The sequence below is a fragment of the Aeromonas sp. EERV15 genome (genome assembly GCF_900079845.1).
GTDB classification, from domain to species: Bacteria; Pseudomonadota; Gammaproteobacteria; order Enterobacterales; family Aeromonadaceae; genus Aeromonas; species Aeromonas sobria.
In genome coordinates, this window is the sequence record NZ_FKKY02000007.1 from 1 (window position 1) to 16,223 (window position 16,223).

General features: G+C 59.2%; 15 protein-coding genes, 2 rRNA genes, 1 pseudogene and 1 riboswitch. Of the genes and pseudogenes, 9 read left to right on the forward strand and 9 right to left on the reverse strand.

The genetic code is table 11. From position 1 onward, the window contains the following. The 4 genes from BN4575_RS07450 to BN4575_RS07465 all read left to right on the forward strand — a co-directional run. Nucleotides 1–105, forward strand: a 23S ribosomal RNA gene (locus BN4575_RS07450); the annotation flags it as partial. A 114-nt stretch (nucleotides 106–219) separates the two neighbouring features. Continuing rightward, nucleotides 220–334 (forward strand): 5S ribosomal RNA (gene rrf, locus BN4575_RS07455). Between the two features lie 284 nt (nucleotides 335–618). Then, a complete protein-coding gene (locus BN4575_RS07460) occupies nucleotides 619–1,071 on the forward strand; it encodes a pullulanase (protein ID WP_068977740.1) in 453 nt (150 codons plus the stop codon). 397 nt (nucleotides 1,072–1,468) lie between these two features. After that, nucleotides 1,469–2,839 (forward strand): PhoH family protein, encoded by a 1,371-nt coding sequence (locus BN4575_RS07465; protein WP_042018617.1) that lies wholly within the window; start codon nucleotides 1,469–1,471, stop codon nucleotides 2,837–2,839. A gap of 68 nt (nucleotides 2,840–2,907) precedes the next feature. Here BN4575_RS07465 and BN4575_RS21695 read toward each other — a convergent pair. The 4 genes and pseudogenes from BN4575_RS21695 to thiB all read right to left on the reverse strand — a co-directional run. After that, a pseudogene (locus BN4575_RS21695) lies at nucleotides 2,908–3,048 on the reverse strand (thiamine ABC transporter ATP-binding protein); the annotation flags it as partial. A gap of 37 nt (nucleotides 3,049–3,085) precedes the next feature. Further along, nucleotides 3,086–3,793: a thiamine ABC transporter ATP-binding protein gene (gene thiQ, locus BN4575_RS07470; RefSeq protein ID WP_068977741.1), complete on the reverse strand. Its 708-nt coding sequence runs from the start codon at nucleotides 3,791–3,793 to the stop codon at nucleotides 3,086–3,088. A gap of 81 nt (nucleotides 3,794–3,874) precedes the next feature. Beyond that, nucleotides 3,875–5,500, reverse strand: a complete 1,626-nt coding sequence (thiP, locus tag BN4575_RS07475) for a thiamine/thiamine pyrophosphate ABC transporter permease (RefSeq protein WP_068977742.1) — start codon at nucleotides 5,498–5,500, stop codon at nucleotides 3,875–3,877. Beyond that, a complete protein-coding gene (gene thiB, locus BN4575_RS07480; RefSeq protein WP_068977743.1) occupies nucleotides 5,497–6,477 on the reverse strand; it encodes a thiamine ABC transporter substrate binding subunit in 981 nt (326 codons plus the stop codon). Before thiB ends, thiP begins: the two co-directional genes overlap by 4 nt. 60 nt (nucleotides 6,478–6,537) lie before the next feature. Next, nucleotides 6,538–6,628: riboswitch (TPP riboswitch) on the reverse strand. A gap of 89 nt (nucleotides 6,629–6,717) precedes the next feature. Between thiB and BN4575_RS07485 the strand changes: the two genes are divergently transcribed. Then, a complete protein-coding gene (locus BN4575_RS07485; RefSeq protein ID WP_042018611.1) occupies nucleotides 6,718–7,008 on the forward strand; it encodes a PilZ domain-containing protein in 291 nt (96 codons plus the stop codon). Between the two features lie 58 nt (nucleotides 7,009–7,066). Here the strand turns inward: BN4575_RS07485 and BN4575_RS07490 are convergent, their stop codons facing one another. From BN4575_RS07490 to leuA, 5 genes are all read right to left on the reverse strand, one after another. Further along, on the reverse strand, nucleotides 7,067–7,996 hold the full coding sequence (locus BN4575_RS07490; RefSeq protein ID WP_068977744.1) for a hypothetical protein: 930 nt from the start codon (nucleotides 7,994–7,996) through the stop codon (nucleotides 7,067–7,069). A gap of 117 nt (nucleotides 7,997–8,113) precedes the next feature. Further along, nucleotides 8,114–8,713, reverse strand: coding sequence for a 3-isopropylmalate dehydratase small subunit (leuD, locus tag BN4575_RS07495; RefSeq protein WP_068977745.1), 600 nt, complete (start codon nucleotides 8,711–8,713; stop codon nucleotides 8,114–8,116). Between the two features lie 16 nt (nucleotides 8,714–8,729). Next, on the reverse strand, nucleotides 8,730–10,127 hold the full coding sequence (gene leuC / locus BN4575_RS07500) for a 3-isopropylmalate dehydratase large subunit (RefSeq protein WP_068977746.1): 1,398 nt from the start codon (nucleotides 10,125–10,127) through the stop codon (nucleotides 8,730–8,732). A 33-nt stretch (nucleotides 10,128–10,160) separates the two neighbouring features. Then, nucleotides 10,161–11,246, reverse strand: coding sequence for a 3-isopropylmalate dehydrogenase (gene leuB, locus BN4575_RS07505; protein ID WP_068977747.1), 1,086 nt, complete (start codon nucleotides 11,244–11,246; stop codon nucleotides 10,161–10,163). A gap of 192 nt (nucleotides 11,247–11,438) precedes the next feature. Continuing rightward, nucleotides 11,439–13,001, reverse strand: a complete 1,563-nt coding sequence (gene leuA / locus BN4575_RS07510) for a 2-isopropylmalate synthase (RefSeq protein ID WP_068977748.1) — start codon at nucleotides 12,999–13,001, stop codon at nucleotides 11,439–11,441. Between the two features lie 408 nt (nucleotides 13,002–13,409). Between leuA and BN4575_RS07515 the strand changes: the two genes are divergently transcribed. From BN4575_RS07515 to BN4575_RS21700, 4 genes are all read left to right on the forward strand, one after another. Continuing rightward, the gene (locus tag BN4575_RS07515; protein ID WP_042018605.1) at nucleotides 13,410–14,030 is read left to right on the forward strand and encodes a TetR/AcrR family transcriptional regulator; all 621 of its coding nucleotides are present in this window, start codon (nucleotides 13,410–13,412) and stop codon (nucleotides 14,028–14,030) included. Nucleotides 14,031–14,156: 126 nt separating this feature from the next. Next, on the forward strand, nucleotides 14,157–14,660 hold the full coding sequence (locus tag BN4575_RS07520) for a phosphatase PAP2 family protein (protein ID WP_068977749.1): 504 nt from the start codon (nucleotides 14,157–14,159) through the stop codon (nucleotides 14,658–14,660). Continuing rightward, a complete protein-coding gene (locus tag BN4575_RS07525) occupies nucleotides 14,657–15,766 on the forward strand; it encodes an MJ1255/VC2487 family glycosyltransferase (RefSeq protein ID WP_068977750.1) in 1,110 nt (369 codons plus the stop codon). Before BN4575_RS07520 ends, BN4575_RS07525 begins: the two co-directional genes overlap by 4 nt. Before the next feature lie 37 nt (nucleotides 15,767–15,803). Continuing rightward, nucleotides 15,804–15,956, forward strand: coding sequence for a hypothetical protein (locus BN4575_RS21700; protein ID WP_098972262.1), 153 nt, complete (start codon nucleotides 15,804–15,806; stop codon nucleotides 15,954–15,956). Nucleotides 15,957–16,223 lie beyond the last annotated feature (267 nt).

Below are 16,223 nucleotides of genomic sequence, written 5' to 3' on the forward strand. Positions count from 1 at the left end.
AGGGTCCTAAAGGGCCGTTGGAGACCACAACGTTGATAGGTGGGGTGTGTAAGCGCGGCGACGTGTTGAGCTAACCCATACTAATTACCCGTGAGGCTTAACCATACAACACCCAAGAAGTGTTCTGGGCCTTGTAGCAAGTGAACGAACTACTTAACTAATTCAGTGATAATGACCCAGTCGTTATTCACATCAGCTTTCTCAGATTGAATTAATTTGCCTGGCGGCCATAGCGCCGTGGAACCACCTGATCCCATGCCGAACTCAGAAGTGAAACGCGGTAGCGCCGATGGTAGTGTGGCATTCGCCATGCGAGAGTAGGACACTGCCAGGCACCCAATACAAGAAACCCCGCTCGATGAGCGGGGTTTTTTTATTGGCTGAAAATCAGTTATCTGGCTAATTATCGATCGTTTCACGTCTGTTTTGTATAGACTATCTTCCCTGTCGCCTAAATTTCATTCACTTGTCGTTCTATTTTTATTCAACCGTTTAATCGGTTGCACATAAAAAGCACAGAGTGTGATGCCTCTACCTTTCTTGTGATACCTGCTCTGGTTTAATACTTCAGTCCACGTCGATGGACCAAGGAATCACAATAATTTGAGGAATGGACACATGTTCAAAAAAACAGTAACGATGATGCTGGCGGCGGGAACCCTGGTATTAGGCGGTTGTGCATCCAATGGTGGTGCTGAGCAGGCTGGGGCAGACAACAGTGACTTCGGTGGCAAGTCCATCTACCTGCGTGGGGAGATGAACGACTGGATGGCGACCGATGAAAGCAAGGTGGTCAAGGTGGCCGACAAGCTTTACATGGCCAAAGGGACGCTCAAGAAGGAGTGGGCACCCTACAAGTTCAAGTTTGCTGACTCGAGCTGGAGCTGCGGTAGTAACTTTGGCTACAAGAGCCCGAGTGATGGTGTCGCCGTATTGGGTGGTGAGGCGGTGCCGGTCAATCCCTGCTCCAAGTATGAGGATATGAAGTTCTCGCCGGATAGCGATGGTGTCTACGAGTTCTATCTGAATATGGCGGGTGAAACACCGACCGTCTACGTTAAGAAGCCCTAATCTATCTCTGAGTATTCATTCGTTCAGTTACTTAATCAGTTGAGTGCCCTGGTTCGGAGATCTGCTGATCGTGGCTTTGCGACCAATGCTGGGCTCTGCTATCAGTGCTAAAGCAAGGGGGCTGGTGCTCAAGGATGGTTACTTAACAGCCTCAGCAGCGCCTCCCAGCGTGGCTGACCGATGTGTTTAACTCATTGAGCGAAAGCAAAAAGACCGGTCTGTGTACCGGTCTTTTTATTGCTGTTTTTATGGGCAATCAAAACGCTCGGCCAAGTGATTTGTTGCGTGATAGTAAAATCGGGCGTAGCGTTGAGGGTAATAAAACTGTCACGGCCGTGTGGTTTCAATGACATCTGAGATTCACACACGTGGCCCTTCAGTGCCAAGGAGAATGCTTATGGACAATACGGACCGAAAGCTGTTTATCCTGGATACCAACGTTCTGCTTCACGAACCCCTCGCGATCTACTCCTTCAAAGAGCACGACGTGCTCATCCCCATGACGGTGCTGGAAGAGCTCGATAACATCAAGGATCGCAACAAGGATGTCAGCCGCGACGCGCGGGTGGCCATTCGTGCGTTGGAAGATGTGTTCCGTGACGCAACGCCGGAGCAGATCACCCAGGGCGTTCCGCTGGCTGGCGAAGCGAGCGGCAATATTTGCATCTTCAGCGATCACCACCTGCCGCAGGATGCCGAAGTCTTTACCGACAAGGAAGCCGACAACCGCATCATCAACGCGGCCCTCTATCTGCAAAAGCATGAGTTGAAGCGTCAGGTGGTGCTGGTCACCAAAGACATCAACATGCGTCTCAAAGCAAAAGGTGCAGGGCTCGCCCGTGTTGAAGATTATCGCAGTGACCAACTGATCGACGATATCCGCCTGCTGGCCAAAGGCTTTCAGGTGGTGCCCGGCAGCTTCTGGGAGCGGGTCGGCGAGTGCGAGAGCGAGACCCATGGCCGCGATACCATTCATGTGATCGACGACAACCTGCTCGAAGGAATTCACGTCAACCAGTACTTGATCGACGAGGAGAACTTCTTCGCCGCCCGTGTGCTCAGCCACGATGGCAGCAAGATCCGCATCAAGGATCTGGGGCGCGAGCGGCTGATGTCCCGCAAGGCGTGGGGTGTTCATCCCAAGAACGTCTATCAGGGGATGGCGCTGGATGCCCTGCTCGATCCACACATCGATCTGGTGATCCTGACTGGCCCGGCTGGTTGCGGCAAGACCCTGCTGGCAATGGCTGCAGCACTGGAGCTGGTGATTGAGAAGGGCATTTACGAGAAAGTGATCGTCACCCGGAATACCCCGGAAATTGCCGAGAGCATCGGCTTCCTGCCCGGCACCGAAGAAGAGAAGATGATGCCCTGGCTGGCGGCGGTGACCGACACCCTGGAGGTGCTGCACAAGCAGGACGAGAACATGAGTGGCTCGCTCAGCTACATCATGGAGAAGGCCAACATCCAGTTCAAATCGGTCAACTTCATGCGCGGGCGCAGCATCCAGAACACCTTTGTGCTGCTGGATGAGTGCCAGAACCTGACCGCGTCCCAGATCAAGACCATCATCACCCGCTGTGGCGAGGGAACCAAGATCGTCTGCTCCGGTAACCTGGCCCAGATCGATTCCAACTACCTGAGCCCGGTGACCTCGGGTCTCACCTACATCGTCGAGCGTTTCAAGGATTTCGACGGCAGCGCCAACATCTTCCTCAACGGCGTGGTGCGCAGCCGACTGGCCTCGTTCGCCGAGGAAAATCTCTGATTTAACGGGATCTGTGCATGAGAAAGGGGAAGCCATCCGGCTTCCCCTTTTTTGATGCGGGTGTCCCGTTATGAGATATGCGCACGACCAAGGTGGCGCAACAACCCGGGATGATCACTGCCTTGCAGAATGTCGGGTTTGCCTTGCAAGGCGATGCGCCCCTCATCGACGAACAGCACCTGATCGGCGATGAGCTGGGCATCTTCCGGCATGATAGGGGGAGACCATCAGCTTGTTGGCCATCCACTATGGCGCGAGAGCGCGACCAAGGTAGCGCAGCAGCCCGGGATGATCGCTGGTTTGCAGGATGTCGGGTTTGCCTTGCAGGGCGATGCGCCCCTCGTCAACGAACAGCACTTGATCGGCGATAAGCTGGGCATCTTCTGGATTGTGGGAAACCATCAACACGGTAATGCCCTGCTCGCAGGCGAGGCGGGCCACTTCCGCCAGCATCTCCCTGCGCAGGGCGGGATCGAGGGCCGAGAAGGGCTCATCCAGCAGTAGCAGCGGCTTGCCCCGTACCAGTGCGCGGGCCAGCCCGACTCGCTGTTGCTGGCCGCCGGAGAGCTGCTCAGGCTGGCGGCTTAGCATATCGCCAAGACCGACCCGCCCGGCAGCATCGATCACCTGTGCCCGCTGGGCGTCACTCAGGCGCAGACCCGGATGCAGGCCGATGGCGATATTGTCGAACACCGACAGGTGGAGGAACAGGTTGTGATCCTGAAACAGGGTAGTGACTGGTCGCTCGGCGGGGCCCAGCGGCAGCAGATCTTCACCATCGAAACTGAGGTGACCTGATTCCACCGGCACGAAGCCGGCGATCATCCCGAGCAGGGTCGATTTGCCTGCGCCACTTGGGCCGATCAGCGCGGTGATCTCTCCCTTGGGCAGGGTCGCGCTGAAGCTGACGCGCCAGTCGGGGTAGCTGGTAGCAAGCGTATCAATGTTCAGCATGTTTTCCTCCTCAAAGGGTCCGTTCGACTAGCGAGAACTGCCGCAGAAACGCTAGCGCAGGGCCACAAGGCGTTTTGTATCTCAATGATGCTCGCCATTTTTTCCTCCAAGACCACGTTCAACCAGCCAGAACAGGGAGAAGCAGAGTGTGAGCAGCAGCAGGGCGGTGGCGGCCGCGTCGGTCAGCCGGTAGCTGCCGAGCTGTTGATAGAGCAGCCAGGGTAGGGTGGTAAGCTCTTGACTGCCAAACATGGCGATGGCACCGAGATCCCCCAGCGAGAGGATCATCGACAGCGCCATCGCCAGTGCCAGCGGGCGGCGCAGCAGTGGCCACTCCACCAGTCGCAGGCGATGCAGGCCGCGTACCCCCAGACTGTCGGCCAGCCGGTCGTACTGGCGTACCACCAGCTGCATGGGGGCTGAGAGGGTGCGCAGCACATAGGGCAGCGCCATCAGAGCGTTTACCAGCACCACCAGCCAGGGGCCGAGGGCGAAGACATCGGTGAACGGCATAAACAGGATGAAGAGACCGGTGGAGAGCACCACCGCCGGGATCATCAGGATCATCGAGCCGCTGGCCTCCCACATGGCCGCAGCGCGCCGCTGGCGGGTGCGCACCTTGAGGTGACGGCTGGTGAGCAACAGGCCGCTGCCAAGCAGGGTTGCAAGGGTGCCTGCCGCCAGCGCAATCAGCAGCGACTGGCCGCTCGCCTGCCATAGCTTGCTTGAGGTGAGCGCCGTCAGCAGGCCGGGGTGGAGACCGGCCACCACAATCGCCAGCAGGGGCGGCAGAAAGATGGCGAGCCCGATGCAGAGCGAAAGCAGATCCACCACGGCTGTGCCCGGTTGATGGCGATCCGGGCGCAAGCAGGGGCGGCGCGGTGTTACCCGACTGGCTGGGGTGCTCTGCAGCTTGTGTTGCAGGGCGAGCAGGGCAGCGGTCAGGATCAGCTGCACCAGCGCCAGTCCGCCCGCGGTGGCGAGATCGAAGTCAAAGCGCAGTGCCTGATAGACGGCCACCTCCAGCGTGGTGGATTTCGGCCCGCCCCCCAGCGCCAGCACGGTGGTGAAGCTGGTGAAGCAGAGCATGAAGATGAGGCTGGCCAGTCCCGGCAATATGCCGCGAATAAGCGGCCACTCAAGCAGCCGGAAGATGTGAGATGAGCGCATGCCGAGTTGGCTGGCTAGGCGCCAGCTCGATTCGGGAATGCTCTCTATGCTCTGCAGCATCAGGCGGGCCGCCAGCGGCATGTTGAAGAAGACGTGGGCCAGCAGGATGCCGAACAGGCCGTAGAGGTAGTTGCCGGGATCCAGCCCCAGTGATCGCAGTAGCTGCGGCAGCCACCCCTGTTTGCCGTGTACCGCCACGATACCGAAGATGGCGATGATCACTGGCAGCACCAACGAGAGGCCAAACAGCTTGATCAGCAGGGTGCGGCCAATGAAGCGGCGCCGCGCCAGCGCGCGGGCCACCGGAATGGCCAGCCCGAGACTGAGCAGAGTGGAGAGCAGTGCCTGCCCCAGACTGAAGCCCAGCACATGGCGCAGATAAGGATCTGCGAGCAGGGTGCGTGGCGCCAGCGAACCGGCTTGCCACAACAGGGCCACGAGCGGCCCGAGGGACAACAGCAGGATCAACAGGGTGGCTGCGCTGCCCGGCAGCCACCAGAGGGGACGAGCCTGTGGTTTCAGGGCGTTACGGCTCACTGGGTGACGGCTTGCAGCCACTCGCGGATCCACCCTTTGCGATTGGCGGCCACCTCATCGGCGCTGAAGGCCAGCGGTTTGCTGACGGTGATCATCTGCTCGAAGCCCTTGGGCAGTTGGGTGTCGATCACCGGATACATCCAGTTGCCGGTAGGGATCTCGTTCTGGAAGGCGGGGCTCACCATAAATTGCAGGAACTGATCGGCCAGCTTGCCCTGAGTGGCACTGTTCAGCTTGGCGGCCACTTCCACCTGACGGTAGTGACCCTCTGAGAAGGCGGCAGCCTGATACTGGGGCTTGTTCTCGCCAATCAGGTGGTAAGCGGGGGAGGTGGTGTAGGAGAGCACCATGTCCGCTTCGCCATCGAGGAACATGCCATAGGCCTCTGACCACCCCTTGGTGACGGTGACCGTCTTCTTGGCCAGTTCGGCCCAGGCTGCGGGCGCCTTGTCGCCATAAACGGACTTCATCCACAGCATCAGCCCCTGTCCCGGGGTAGAGGTGCGGGGATCCTGATAGATCACCTTGAGGTCAGGTCGCTCCACCAGCTCTTTCAGACTCTTGGGTGGCTGCTTGAGCTTCTCCTTATCATAAACAAAGGCGAAGTAGCCGTAGTCGTAGGGGACGAAGGTCTTATCCTGCCAGCCACCCGGCACCTTGATGCCGTCGAGGTTAGTGGGATGGGGTGCGAACAGGCCGCTCTGCTTGGCTTCGCTGATGAGGGCATCATCGAGCCCCAGCACCAGATCGGCCTTGCTGTGGTTGCCCTCCAGCCGCAACCGGTTGAGGATGGCAACGCCATCTTCAAGGGGAACCAGATTGAGGACGCAGCCGCACTCTTTCTCGAAGGCTTGCTTGATCTTGGGGCCCGGGCCCCACTCGGCAGTGAAGGAGCTGTAGGTGTAGACGGTGAGGGTGTCGGCGGCGAACGCATTGGCCGACAGCAGGCCGGTGGTGACCAGCAGCAGGGTTTTCATTGATGGCACTCCCTATTACTTGTTAATAATGAGGTGCCAGCGGGTGAGAGCGCAAAAAGTGAGCGCCATGCCTCAAATTCCTCCGCCAGCATTATCTGGATCAGGTATACGGGTATAATCTCAGCGGTAAACCGCACCCCGTTTGAGAAACGAACCGCATTGTATTAACGTTCTTTTGGGTAGACCAGCACAATTGTGCAATACCCATGAGATGACGCCCACCCAACAGAGGATGTTCGCGTGCTTACCAATACCAAGGAAAGGCGTGCCTTTGCGCGCATGGTCATCAATGCTCCGGTCACTGTTTATCAGCAACAGCAGGTGCTGGAGGGAGTCTGCCGGGATCTCAGTGCCAACGGCATGGGGATTGCGGTATCTGAACACCAGCTCGACATCAATCTGCCGATCCGGGTTAGCCTGGCCACGCACAACAACCTGCTGCCCCCTTTCGAAGCGCAGGCCCGCATCATTCGGGTGCTGGACGAGGATGATGGCTTGCTGTTGGCGATAGAGTTTTTACCCGTGGCTTGAGTCAGCGCGCTAATCAATCGTCGTCATTGGTCACTGTGTGAGCCTGAGATTGATAGGCTCACTTGTTGGCCTGAAGCGGTTGCACACTGATTTGTTTACTATCGACCAGCGTTTTGCTGGTCGATGCTATTTGGCCGGCGGGCAAGGTGGCGGGGCCTGTGGGCTCGAGCAGCAGATAGGATTGCCCTTGCCAGCTGATGGTGGCATCCCCCGGTTTGGCTGGCAGGTCAACGGCCAGCAGGGCATGGCCGGGGACGAACACCATGGCCTGTTTCAGCTCGGGAAAGAGTTGGGCCAGCATAGCGGCCATCAGGGCCACCTTGCTGTCGCAATCGCCCCGATTCTGTTCCAACACCTGGCGAGGAGCGAGAAACCCCTTGCCTTGCCGTCCATTGAGATTATCCAACTGCTGGTAGGGGATGCTCTGGATAAAGGTCAGCATATGAGCCACGGTTTTCTGGCGCGCTTCCGTTTCGGTGCTCCCCTGCTGCTTGAGTTGACCCGCCAGCGGTGCCAAGGTGCTGCGACTCTCTAGCGCAATGCGCGGATGATCTTGCTTGACCGCCAGTTGTCCGTCAGGGGTTGTGAAGTACTGGAAGTAGTGCTCGGTCAGCCACGCCAGCTCCTCTTTGCTGCGCTGTGATTCCAGCCAGGCCATCGCTTCACGCGCTTTATCCTGATTGCGACTTTTCAGATGCAGCTCCAGCGTGGGGCGGGTGAGGGTGAACTGCACCTCGGGGTAGTTCTGGCGCACCTCCCGTAGCAATACCTGCAGAACCTCCTCCTGCATTCTGGCCGGGCGATAGGCGATAAGGGGCGGCAGCTTGCCCTGTTCCAGCCGGTAGGTGAGCTGCTGGGGCTTGCCTTCGCTATCCCGCCAGCCGACGTTTATCTGGCCGAGGCTGTTGTTGAAGCTGGTTTGGCTGGCGCCCACAGGCAGGGTTAGCAGCAGGGCACAGAGCAGAGGGATTGCCGTCGGTCTCTTCATCATCCTTTCCTGTTGCACGGGCCAGTTCCGGTGGCCCAAAGTGGGAAGCATAGCGAACAGTAAAACAGGGAGCCGAAGCTCCCTGTTGATTCTACTCGTTTTTTTGCAACTGGCGCGTTAAATCCAGTTTGGCTGCTTAGCCTCAAAGGCACTGATGGCGGCTTCGTGTTGCAGGGTCAGGCCGATGGCATCCAGCCCGTTGAGCAGGCAGTAGCGGCGGAACTCGTCGATCTCGAAACTGAAGCTGAGCTCATCTGCTCGCACCTGATTGGCTTCCAGGTCCACTTCAATCTCGATGCCCGGCTTGGCGGCGACCAGCTGGAACAGCGCCTCTACCTCTTCCTCTTTCAGGCGTACCGGCACCATGCCGTTGTTGATGGCGTTGCCGTAGAAGATGTCGGCAAAGCTCGGGGCAATGACGGTCTTGAAACCGTAGTCGGCCAGCGCCCAGGGGGCGTGCTCGCGACTCGACCCACAGCCGAAGTTCTCACGGGCCAGCAGGATACTGGCACCGTCGAATTGTGGCTGGTTGAGCACAAACTCGGGGTTGGGCTGCTGACCGGCATCGTCCAGAAAGCGCCAGTCGTGGAACAGGTGCTTGCCAAAACCGATGCGGTTTACCTTCTGCAAAAACTGCTTGGGAATGATGGCGTCGGTGTCGACGTTGGCGCTGTCGAGGGGGGCGACGATCCCTTTGTGTTGCTTGAAGCCTGTCATCTTGTTCTCCTCGTAATTACAGCACGCGAATGTCGGCGAAGCGGCCGGTGACGGCGGCGGCGGCGGCCATGGCCGGGCTCACCAGATGGGTGCGGCCGGCGCGGCCCTGACGCCCTTCAAAGTTGCGGTTGCTGGTGGAGGCGCAGCGCTCCCCCGGTTGCAGCCGGTCGTTGTTCATGGCCAGACACATGGAGCAGCCGGGCAGGCGCCACTCAAAGCCCGCCTCGAGGAAGATCTTGTCCAGCCCCTCGGCCTCGGCCTGGGCTTTCACCTGCTCGGAGCCCGGCACCACCAGCGCTTGCACCCCGGCGGCCACCTTGCGGCCACGGGCGATGGCGGCGGCGGCACGCAGATCCTCGATGCGGCTGTTGGTGCATGAACCGATAAACACCTTGTCGATGGCGACATCACAGAGCTTCTGGCCCGGCTGCAAGTCCATGTAGGCGAGCGCCTTGCGGGCGGACTGCTGCTCCATCAGATCGCTGAAGGATTCCGGTGCCGGAATCGGCTCATTGACGGCAATCACCTGCCCCGGGTTGGTACCCCAGGTGACCTGCGGGGCGATATCGGCGGCGTCCAGCATAACCTCGGCATCGAAGTGGGCACCGTCATCGCTCTTGAGGCTCTGCCAGTAGGCGATGGCCTGCTCCAGTGCCTCGCCCTTGGGGGCAAACTCCTTGCCACGGATGTAGTCGATGGTGGTCTGGTCTGGTGCAATCATCCCCGCCTTGGCGCCGAGCTCGATGGCCATGTTGCACACCGTCATCCGCCCTTCCATGGAGAGGCCTGCAATGGCCTCGCCAGCGAACTCCACCACGTAGCCGGTACCACCGGCATGGCCGACCCGGCCTATGATGGCCAGCACCACGTCCTTGGCGCTGATGCCCTCGGCCAGCTTGCCGTTGACTGAAATGCGCATGGTGTTGGCGCGGCCCTGTTTCAGGGTCTGGGTCGCCATCACATGCTCCACCTCGGAGGTGCCGATACCGAACGCCAGCGAACCGAAGGCGCCGTGGGTGGCGGTGTGGGAATCGCCGCAGACGATGGTGGTGCCGGGCAGGGTAATGCCGAGCTCGGGCCCCATCACATGGACGATCCCCTGATATTTGTGGTTGAGATCGTAGAGGCGAACCCCGAACTCCTTGCAGTTGTCGGCGAGCGTCTCCATCTGGATGCGGGCCATCTCGCCGGAGGCGGCGATGTCCTTGCTGGTGGTGGAGACGTTATGATCCATGGTGGCCCAGGTCAGATCCGGGCGGCGCAGCTTGCGGTTCATGGCCCGCAGGCCGTCGAATGCCTGAGGGCTGGTCACTTCATGCACCAGATGGCGGTCGATGTAGATGAGGGGCGTTTCCCCTTCCACTTCCCGTACCACATGGGCGTCGAATACTTTCTGATAGAGGGTCTTGGCCATTGCTTCTCTCTTCCTTGTTATCTGTTCTTTAGCTCAGATCCGGGCGGCGATCTGGCTGCCCATCTCGGACGTGCTCTGCACCGGATGGCAGGCGCTGGCCTGATGCAGGTCGGCGGTGAAGTAACCCTCGGCCAGGGTCTGGGCCACGGCTTGCTCGATGGCTTGAGCTGCGGCTTCTTGACCCAGGCTGTAGCGCAGCATCAGGGCGGCTGAGAGGATCTGGGCGATGGGGTTGGCGATCCCTTTGCCTGCGATGTCTGGGGCCGAGCCACCGGCTGGTTCGAACAGGCCGAAACCCGATTCGTTGAGGCTGGCGGAGGGGAGCAGCCCCATGGAGCCGGTGATCATGGCGCATTCGTCGGAGAGAATGTCACCAAACAGGTTGGAGCAGAGCAGCACGTCGAACTGGGAGGGATCCTTGATGAGCTGCATGGTGGCGTTGTCAATATACATATGATTCAGCGCCACGTCCGGATAGGAGTTGGCCACTTGCGTCACCACCTCGCGCCACAGGATGGAGGAGGCGAGCACGTTGGCTTTGTCGATGGAGGTGACCTTGCCACGGCGCACCCGCGCCGACTCAAAGGCAATCTTGGCGATGCGCTCAATCTCGAAGCGATGGTATACCTCGGTGTCGAACGCCTTCTCGTTCGCTCCTTCACCCTCGCGCCCCTTGGGCTGGCCGAAGTAGATGCCGCCGGTCAGCTCACGCACGCAGGCGATGTCAAAACCGCGATCGGAGATGTCGGCCCGCAGCGGGGAGAACTGCTCCAGACCGGTGTAGATGCGGGCCGGACGCAGGTTGCAGAACAGCTTGAAGTGGGCGCGCAAGGGCAGCAGGGCGCCGCGTTCCGGCTGATCGTTGGGTGGCAAATGTTCCCATTTCGGGCCGCCGACCGAGCCAAACAGCACGGCATCGGCCGCTTCACAGCCTTTGATGGTGCTTTGCGGCAGCGGGGTGCCGTGGTTGTCGATGGCGATGCCGCCCACGTCATGGCGATCATACTCGAAGGCGAGGCCGAACCTGGCCTGCACCTTCTCCAGCACCTTGACGGCCTCGGCCATCACTTCCGGGCCAATACCGTCACCCGGCAATACTGCGATCCGATAACTGCTCATACACTCTCCATCCTGATATTGTCTTTGAGATCCCTCTGCCCGGTTTCCCCGACGCTGCGCGCGGATGCCGGTTCAGACGTTCCCCGTCCTGATGTTGTCATTCCATGCCGTCTGTGTGGCGCCGAGTCCTGCTCAAACGGTTTCCGATTTGATGCTGTCATTCCATTCCATCTGTTTGGTTCCGAGTCCTGTTCAGACGGTTTCTGATTTGATGCTGTTATTGCGTTCCATCTGCTCTGCCACCTGATCGGCGCGCCAGATGCTGTTGATCACATGGAGCAGGGCGTGGGCCGAGGATTCGATGATGTCGGTGGCCAACCCCATGCCGTGAAATTTGCGCCCTTTGTATTCGGCGACAATATCCACCTGACCGAGGGCATCTTCCCCCTCACCTTTGGCTTTGAGGGCATATTTGTCGATGCGGATGTCATAGCCGGTAATGCGGTTGATGCACTGGTAAACCGCATCCACCGGGCCGTTGCCGGTGGCTGCTTCGCACACCAGATCCTGCCCCACCTTCAATTTGACCGAGGCGGTGGCCAGCACCGAGCTGCCGCTCTGCACCCCGAGGTACTCCAGCTTGAAGTGCTCAGGCTCTTCGTGGATCTGGCTGAAGAAGGCCAGTGCTTCGAGGTCGTAGTCGAACACCTGCCCCTTCTTGTCGGCCAGGGTCAGGAACTTGCCGTAGAGGTGGTCAAGGTCGTAGCTGCTCTCGGCATAACCCATGGACTCCATCCGGTGCTTGATGACGTGGCGGCCGGAGCGGGAGGTCATGTTGAGGTTGTTCTGGGTCAGGCCAATGCTTTCGGGGGTGATGATTTCGTAGGTATTTTTTGCCTTAAGCACCCCATCCTGATGGATGCCGGAGCTGTGGGAGAAGGCATTGGCCCCGACGATCGCCTTGTTCGGCTGCACCGGCATGTTGCACAACTGGCTGACCAGGGTGCTGGTACGATGAATTTCGTTGTGGCGGATGTTGGTATGCAGTCCGAGCAGATCGGCGCGGGTTTTGAGGATCATCGCCACCTCTTCCAGCGAGCAGTTGCCTGCTCGTTCGCCGATGCCGTTGATGGTGCACTCGATCTGGCGAGCCCCCATCTGCACCGCGCCGATGGAGTTGGCGACCGAGAGCCCCAGATCGTCGTGGCAGTGCACCGAGATGATGGCCTTGTCGATGTTGGGTACCCGGTTGAACAGGGTGTGGATGATGCCGGAGAACTCGGTTGGCACCGTATAGCCCACGGTATCGGGGATATTGATGGTGCGGGCGCCCGCCTTGATAGCGGCCTCGACCATGCGGCAGAGGTTGTCAATCGGCGTGCGGCCCGCATCCTCGCAGGAGAACTCTACATCGTCGGTGTAGCGCAGGGCGTGCTTGATGGCGCTGGTGCCCATCTCCAGCACATCCTCGAAGCTCTTTTTCAGCTTGCTCTCCACATGGATGGAGGAGGTGGAGATAAAGGTGTGGATACGAAAGGCGTCGGCGACCCGCAAGGCTTCGCCGGCGGCATCGATATCCTTGGGCAGGGCGCGGGCGAGGGCGCAGACCCGGCTGTGCTTGATGTGGCGGGCTATGGTCTGCACCGATTGAAAATCGCCGGGAGAGGAGACCGGGAAGCCCACTTCCATGACATCGACCCCGAGCCGCTCCAGTGCCAGTGCGATCTGCAGCTTCTCCTTGACTGTCAAACTGGCCGCCAGGGCCTGCTCACCATCGCGCAAGGTGGTGTCGAATATGATGACCCTATCTGACATGTGACTTCCCTCTTCCTAAGTTCGGTAACGTGCATCCTGCTGCGGCATAAAAAAACCCGTGCAGGGTGCACGGGTTTTTGTAAATTCCGGCTATGCCTTAGCCCGGCTACAAGGATCCCGCGCGAGTTAACGCGATTAGGGAAAGTAGTAGTAGCGGGGTGGCGATATGCATGACGTTGTTGTTCCATCCAGTCGATAACGCTTTTACCAATATCGAGATTTTTATGCTGTGTCAACCTGGATTGTCAGGAGCAATCTGCTGAGATATTTAATCGGATTGTAAAGGACTGCAAATTTCCTTGTCCCATATTCGGCCTATGACCGATTATCTGGTCATTCCTGCTGTGCTCGATTATTTGCACAACCAGATCGACTTATCAGCATTGACTGCATTATCTGAGGTGTTTCATGGAAAAACGTAGACCTGGTCGTCCGGTCGGACGTTCTGACATTCGTGACAAGTTGCTTGCTGCTGCCCGTGAGCGTTTTCTCAATACTCCCTATAGCAAGGTGACTACCCGCGAAATCGCGGAGCTGGCTGGCTCGAATCTGGCCATGATCCACTACTACTTCGGCAGTAAAGAGGGCCTTTACAAAGCTGTGCTGGGCGATGTGGCCGAGCCTCTTGATCACGCCTGGCAAGATGAGCAGAGCAATCACAGCATCAATGAGATGCTCAATACCTACTATCAGGTGATGGCGCCCAACAGCGAGCTGACTTCAGCTATCTCCAGCGCATTGTCTAGTGAGAAGAGTCCTGGTCGGGATTTTGTGCTGAATCGCCTGCTGGAACGCCAGCTGCCGCAGTTCGACGCCCTGCTGGAAACCATGAAGTCCAACGGCGAGCTGGGTGATAACCTGGATCCCGAGATGCTGAAGATCTCCTTCCTCAGCATGATGTGGCAGCCGTTCGTGATGAAAGATCTCTACGAGCAGGTGTTCGGCCTCAAGGTTGATGAGAATTTCATGACCCGTCTGGCGGATCACAACTGCCGTATGATGGAGACTGGTCTGCGCGGCAGCCACTGAATCCCGCTGTCAGTCGAGATTAAAAAGGGCCATTCGGCCCTTTTTTCATAAATCTGTTATCCCCCGTTCAACGTAACGTCATCCCTCGGCTTCATGCTGCCAAGAGATTTCAGGGACGGAGGGGTTATGAACAAGATCCAGCAATGGGACCAGCAGGTATGCAGGGTTTGCCTGCTTCACGCTTACAACCGGCCGCAGGCGAGGGTCAGCCGCCTTGTCTCCCGCACCGGTGATGGTCCGCTTTACGCCGTGCTGGCCGCCCTGCTCTGGTGGCAAGGGGAGGCAGAGCGGGAACTGGTGCGACTGGCACTGCTCGCCTTCGCCATCGAGCTGCCCCTCTATCTGCTGCTGAAAAACAGCCTGAAACGGCAGCGACCGGTCGGCTTGCCGGTCTTTATCACCCCCTCCGATCGTTACAGTCTCCCCTCCGGCCACACCGCCGCCGCCTTTCTGATGGCCACCATACTGGCCAGCGGCTTTCCGCTCTGGGCGCCCCTGCTGTTTGGTTGGGCGGCGCTGGTGGGGGCATCCCGGCTGCTGCTCGGGGTTCACTACCTGAGCGATCTGGTGGCCGGTGCTTTGCTGGGTGGCGGTTGCGCCGTGTTGGCGCTCGGCTGGAGCCATTCATGAGGATACTGTTTGGTGTGCAAGGTACCGGCAACGGCCATATCAGCCGCAGTCGCACCCTTGCACGGGCGTTACGCACGGCCGGAGTCGAGGTGGACTATCTCTTCAGCGGTCGCCCTGCCGACAGCTATTTCGACATGGAGGAGTTTGGCGCCTACCGCACTTTTGCCGGGCTCACCTTTATCAGTCACGAGGGGCGGGTCTCGCCGTGGCGTACCCTGCAGGCCGCCTCGCCGCTCACCTTCTGGCGGGATCTGCGGGCCCTCGATTGCAGCGAATACGATCTGGTGGTGAGCGATTTTGAGCCGTTGACCGCCCACGCCGCCCGCCGTTATGGCAAGCCGAGCCTCACCATCAGCCATCAGGCCAGTTTCAACTGGCCCATCCCGCGCTGGGGGGAGGATGGGGTCAGCCGTCAGCTGATGCGCCACTTTGCCCCGGTGGATCAACCGCTCGGGCTGCACTGGTTTCACTTCGGCCACCCCTTGTTGCCGCCGGTGATCGACCCCATTGCCGCTGCGCCTGATAACGGCGAGATCCTGGTCTATCTGCCGTTCGAGCAGACCGAGGCGATCGCCGCCCTGCTGTCGCGCTTTGGTCAGCAGCGCTTCGTCTGCTTTCACCCCGCCATCCGCACCCCCAGCCAGTGGCGCAACCTGCGCTTCGAGCCGCCGTCGCGGCACGGGTTTATCGCCGTGCTGGCCGGTTGTCGCGGCGTCATCTCCAACGCGGGCTTCGAGCTGGCCTCCGAGGCACTCACCCTCGGCAAGAAGATGCTGGTCAAACCCCTTGGCGGTCAGTTCGAGCAGCTGACCAACGGCAAGACCCTCGAGATGATGGGGCTGGCGACCCTGATGGACTGCCTCGATGCCAATCTGGTGCGCAGCTGGCTCGACAGCCCTTCGCCGGGGGCGGTCTGTTACCCCGATGTGGCGGGGGAACTGGCCCGCTGGCTGGCGGCCGGTGCCGATGAGAGCGTGGCGTCGCTGTCACGTCGGCTCTGGGCTCGCACCTTGTTTCCGGAAGAGGTGAGTGATCGTTTGAGCGAGCTGGATGGCGGGGACTGTTTATCCAGTTGCTGGTTATCGCAAGTGAGCGTTGTTGACTAGACTGAAAGGCGAGCCCACCAAGGAGAGGACGGAGCAAATGCGCTTTACCAATGAGAATGGCGAAACCATGACGCTGGCAGATAATCTGACCCTGCATGAATTGCTGGATATGGGTGTCAGTATCTCGGTCAGTGAAGAGACAGATCCGGATCAGCAGATCTGGCTGGCTGAGCCGGATCAGGACAACTGAGTCGATCATCCGGCATCAAGCCCACCGCTGACTGGTGGGCTTTTTTGTGGCCGTTGTTCCCCTCGGCGGGATGATTTGCTGGCCATTACCCGAGTTGCTTCCCTTTTATCTCATGGCTGCGATGCCAACTCCTTGAATGTTAATAGTGGGTTGAAATGTATGACTGTTCTGGTCAGGAAAAGCCGTGGACAAGCGTTATGAAGCGGGTTAAGTTGGTTTTTCACCCGATTTTCGGGTGAATGATTGAAAAATCCTTTTTTTCACCGG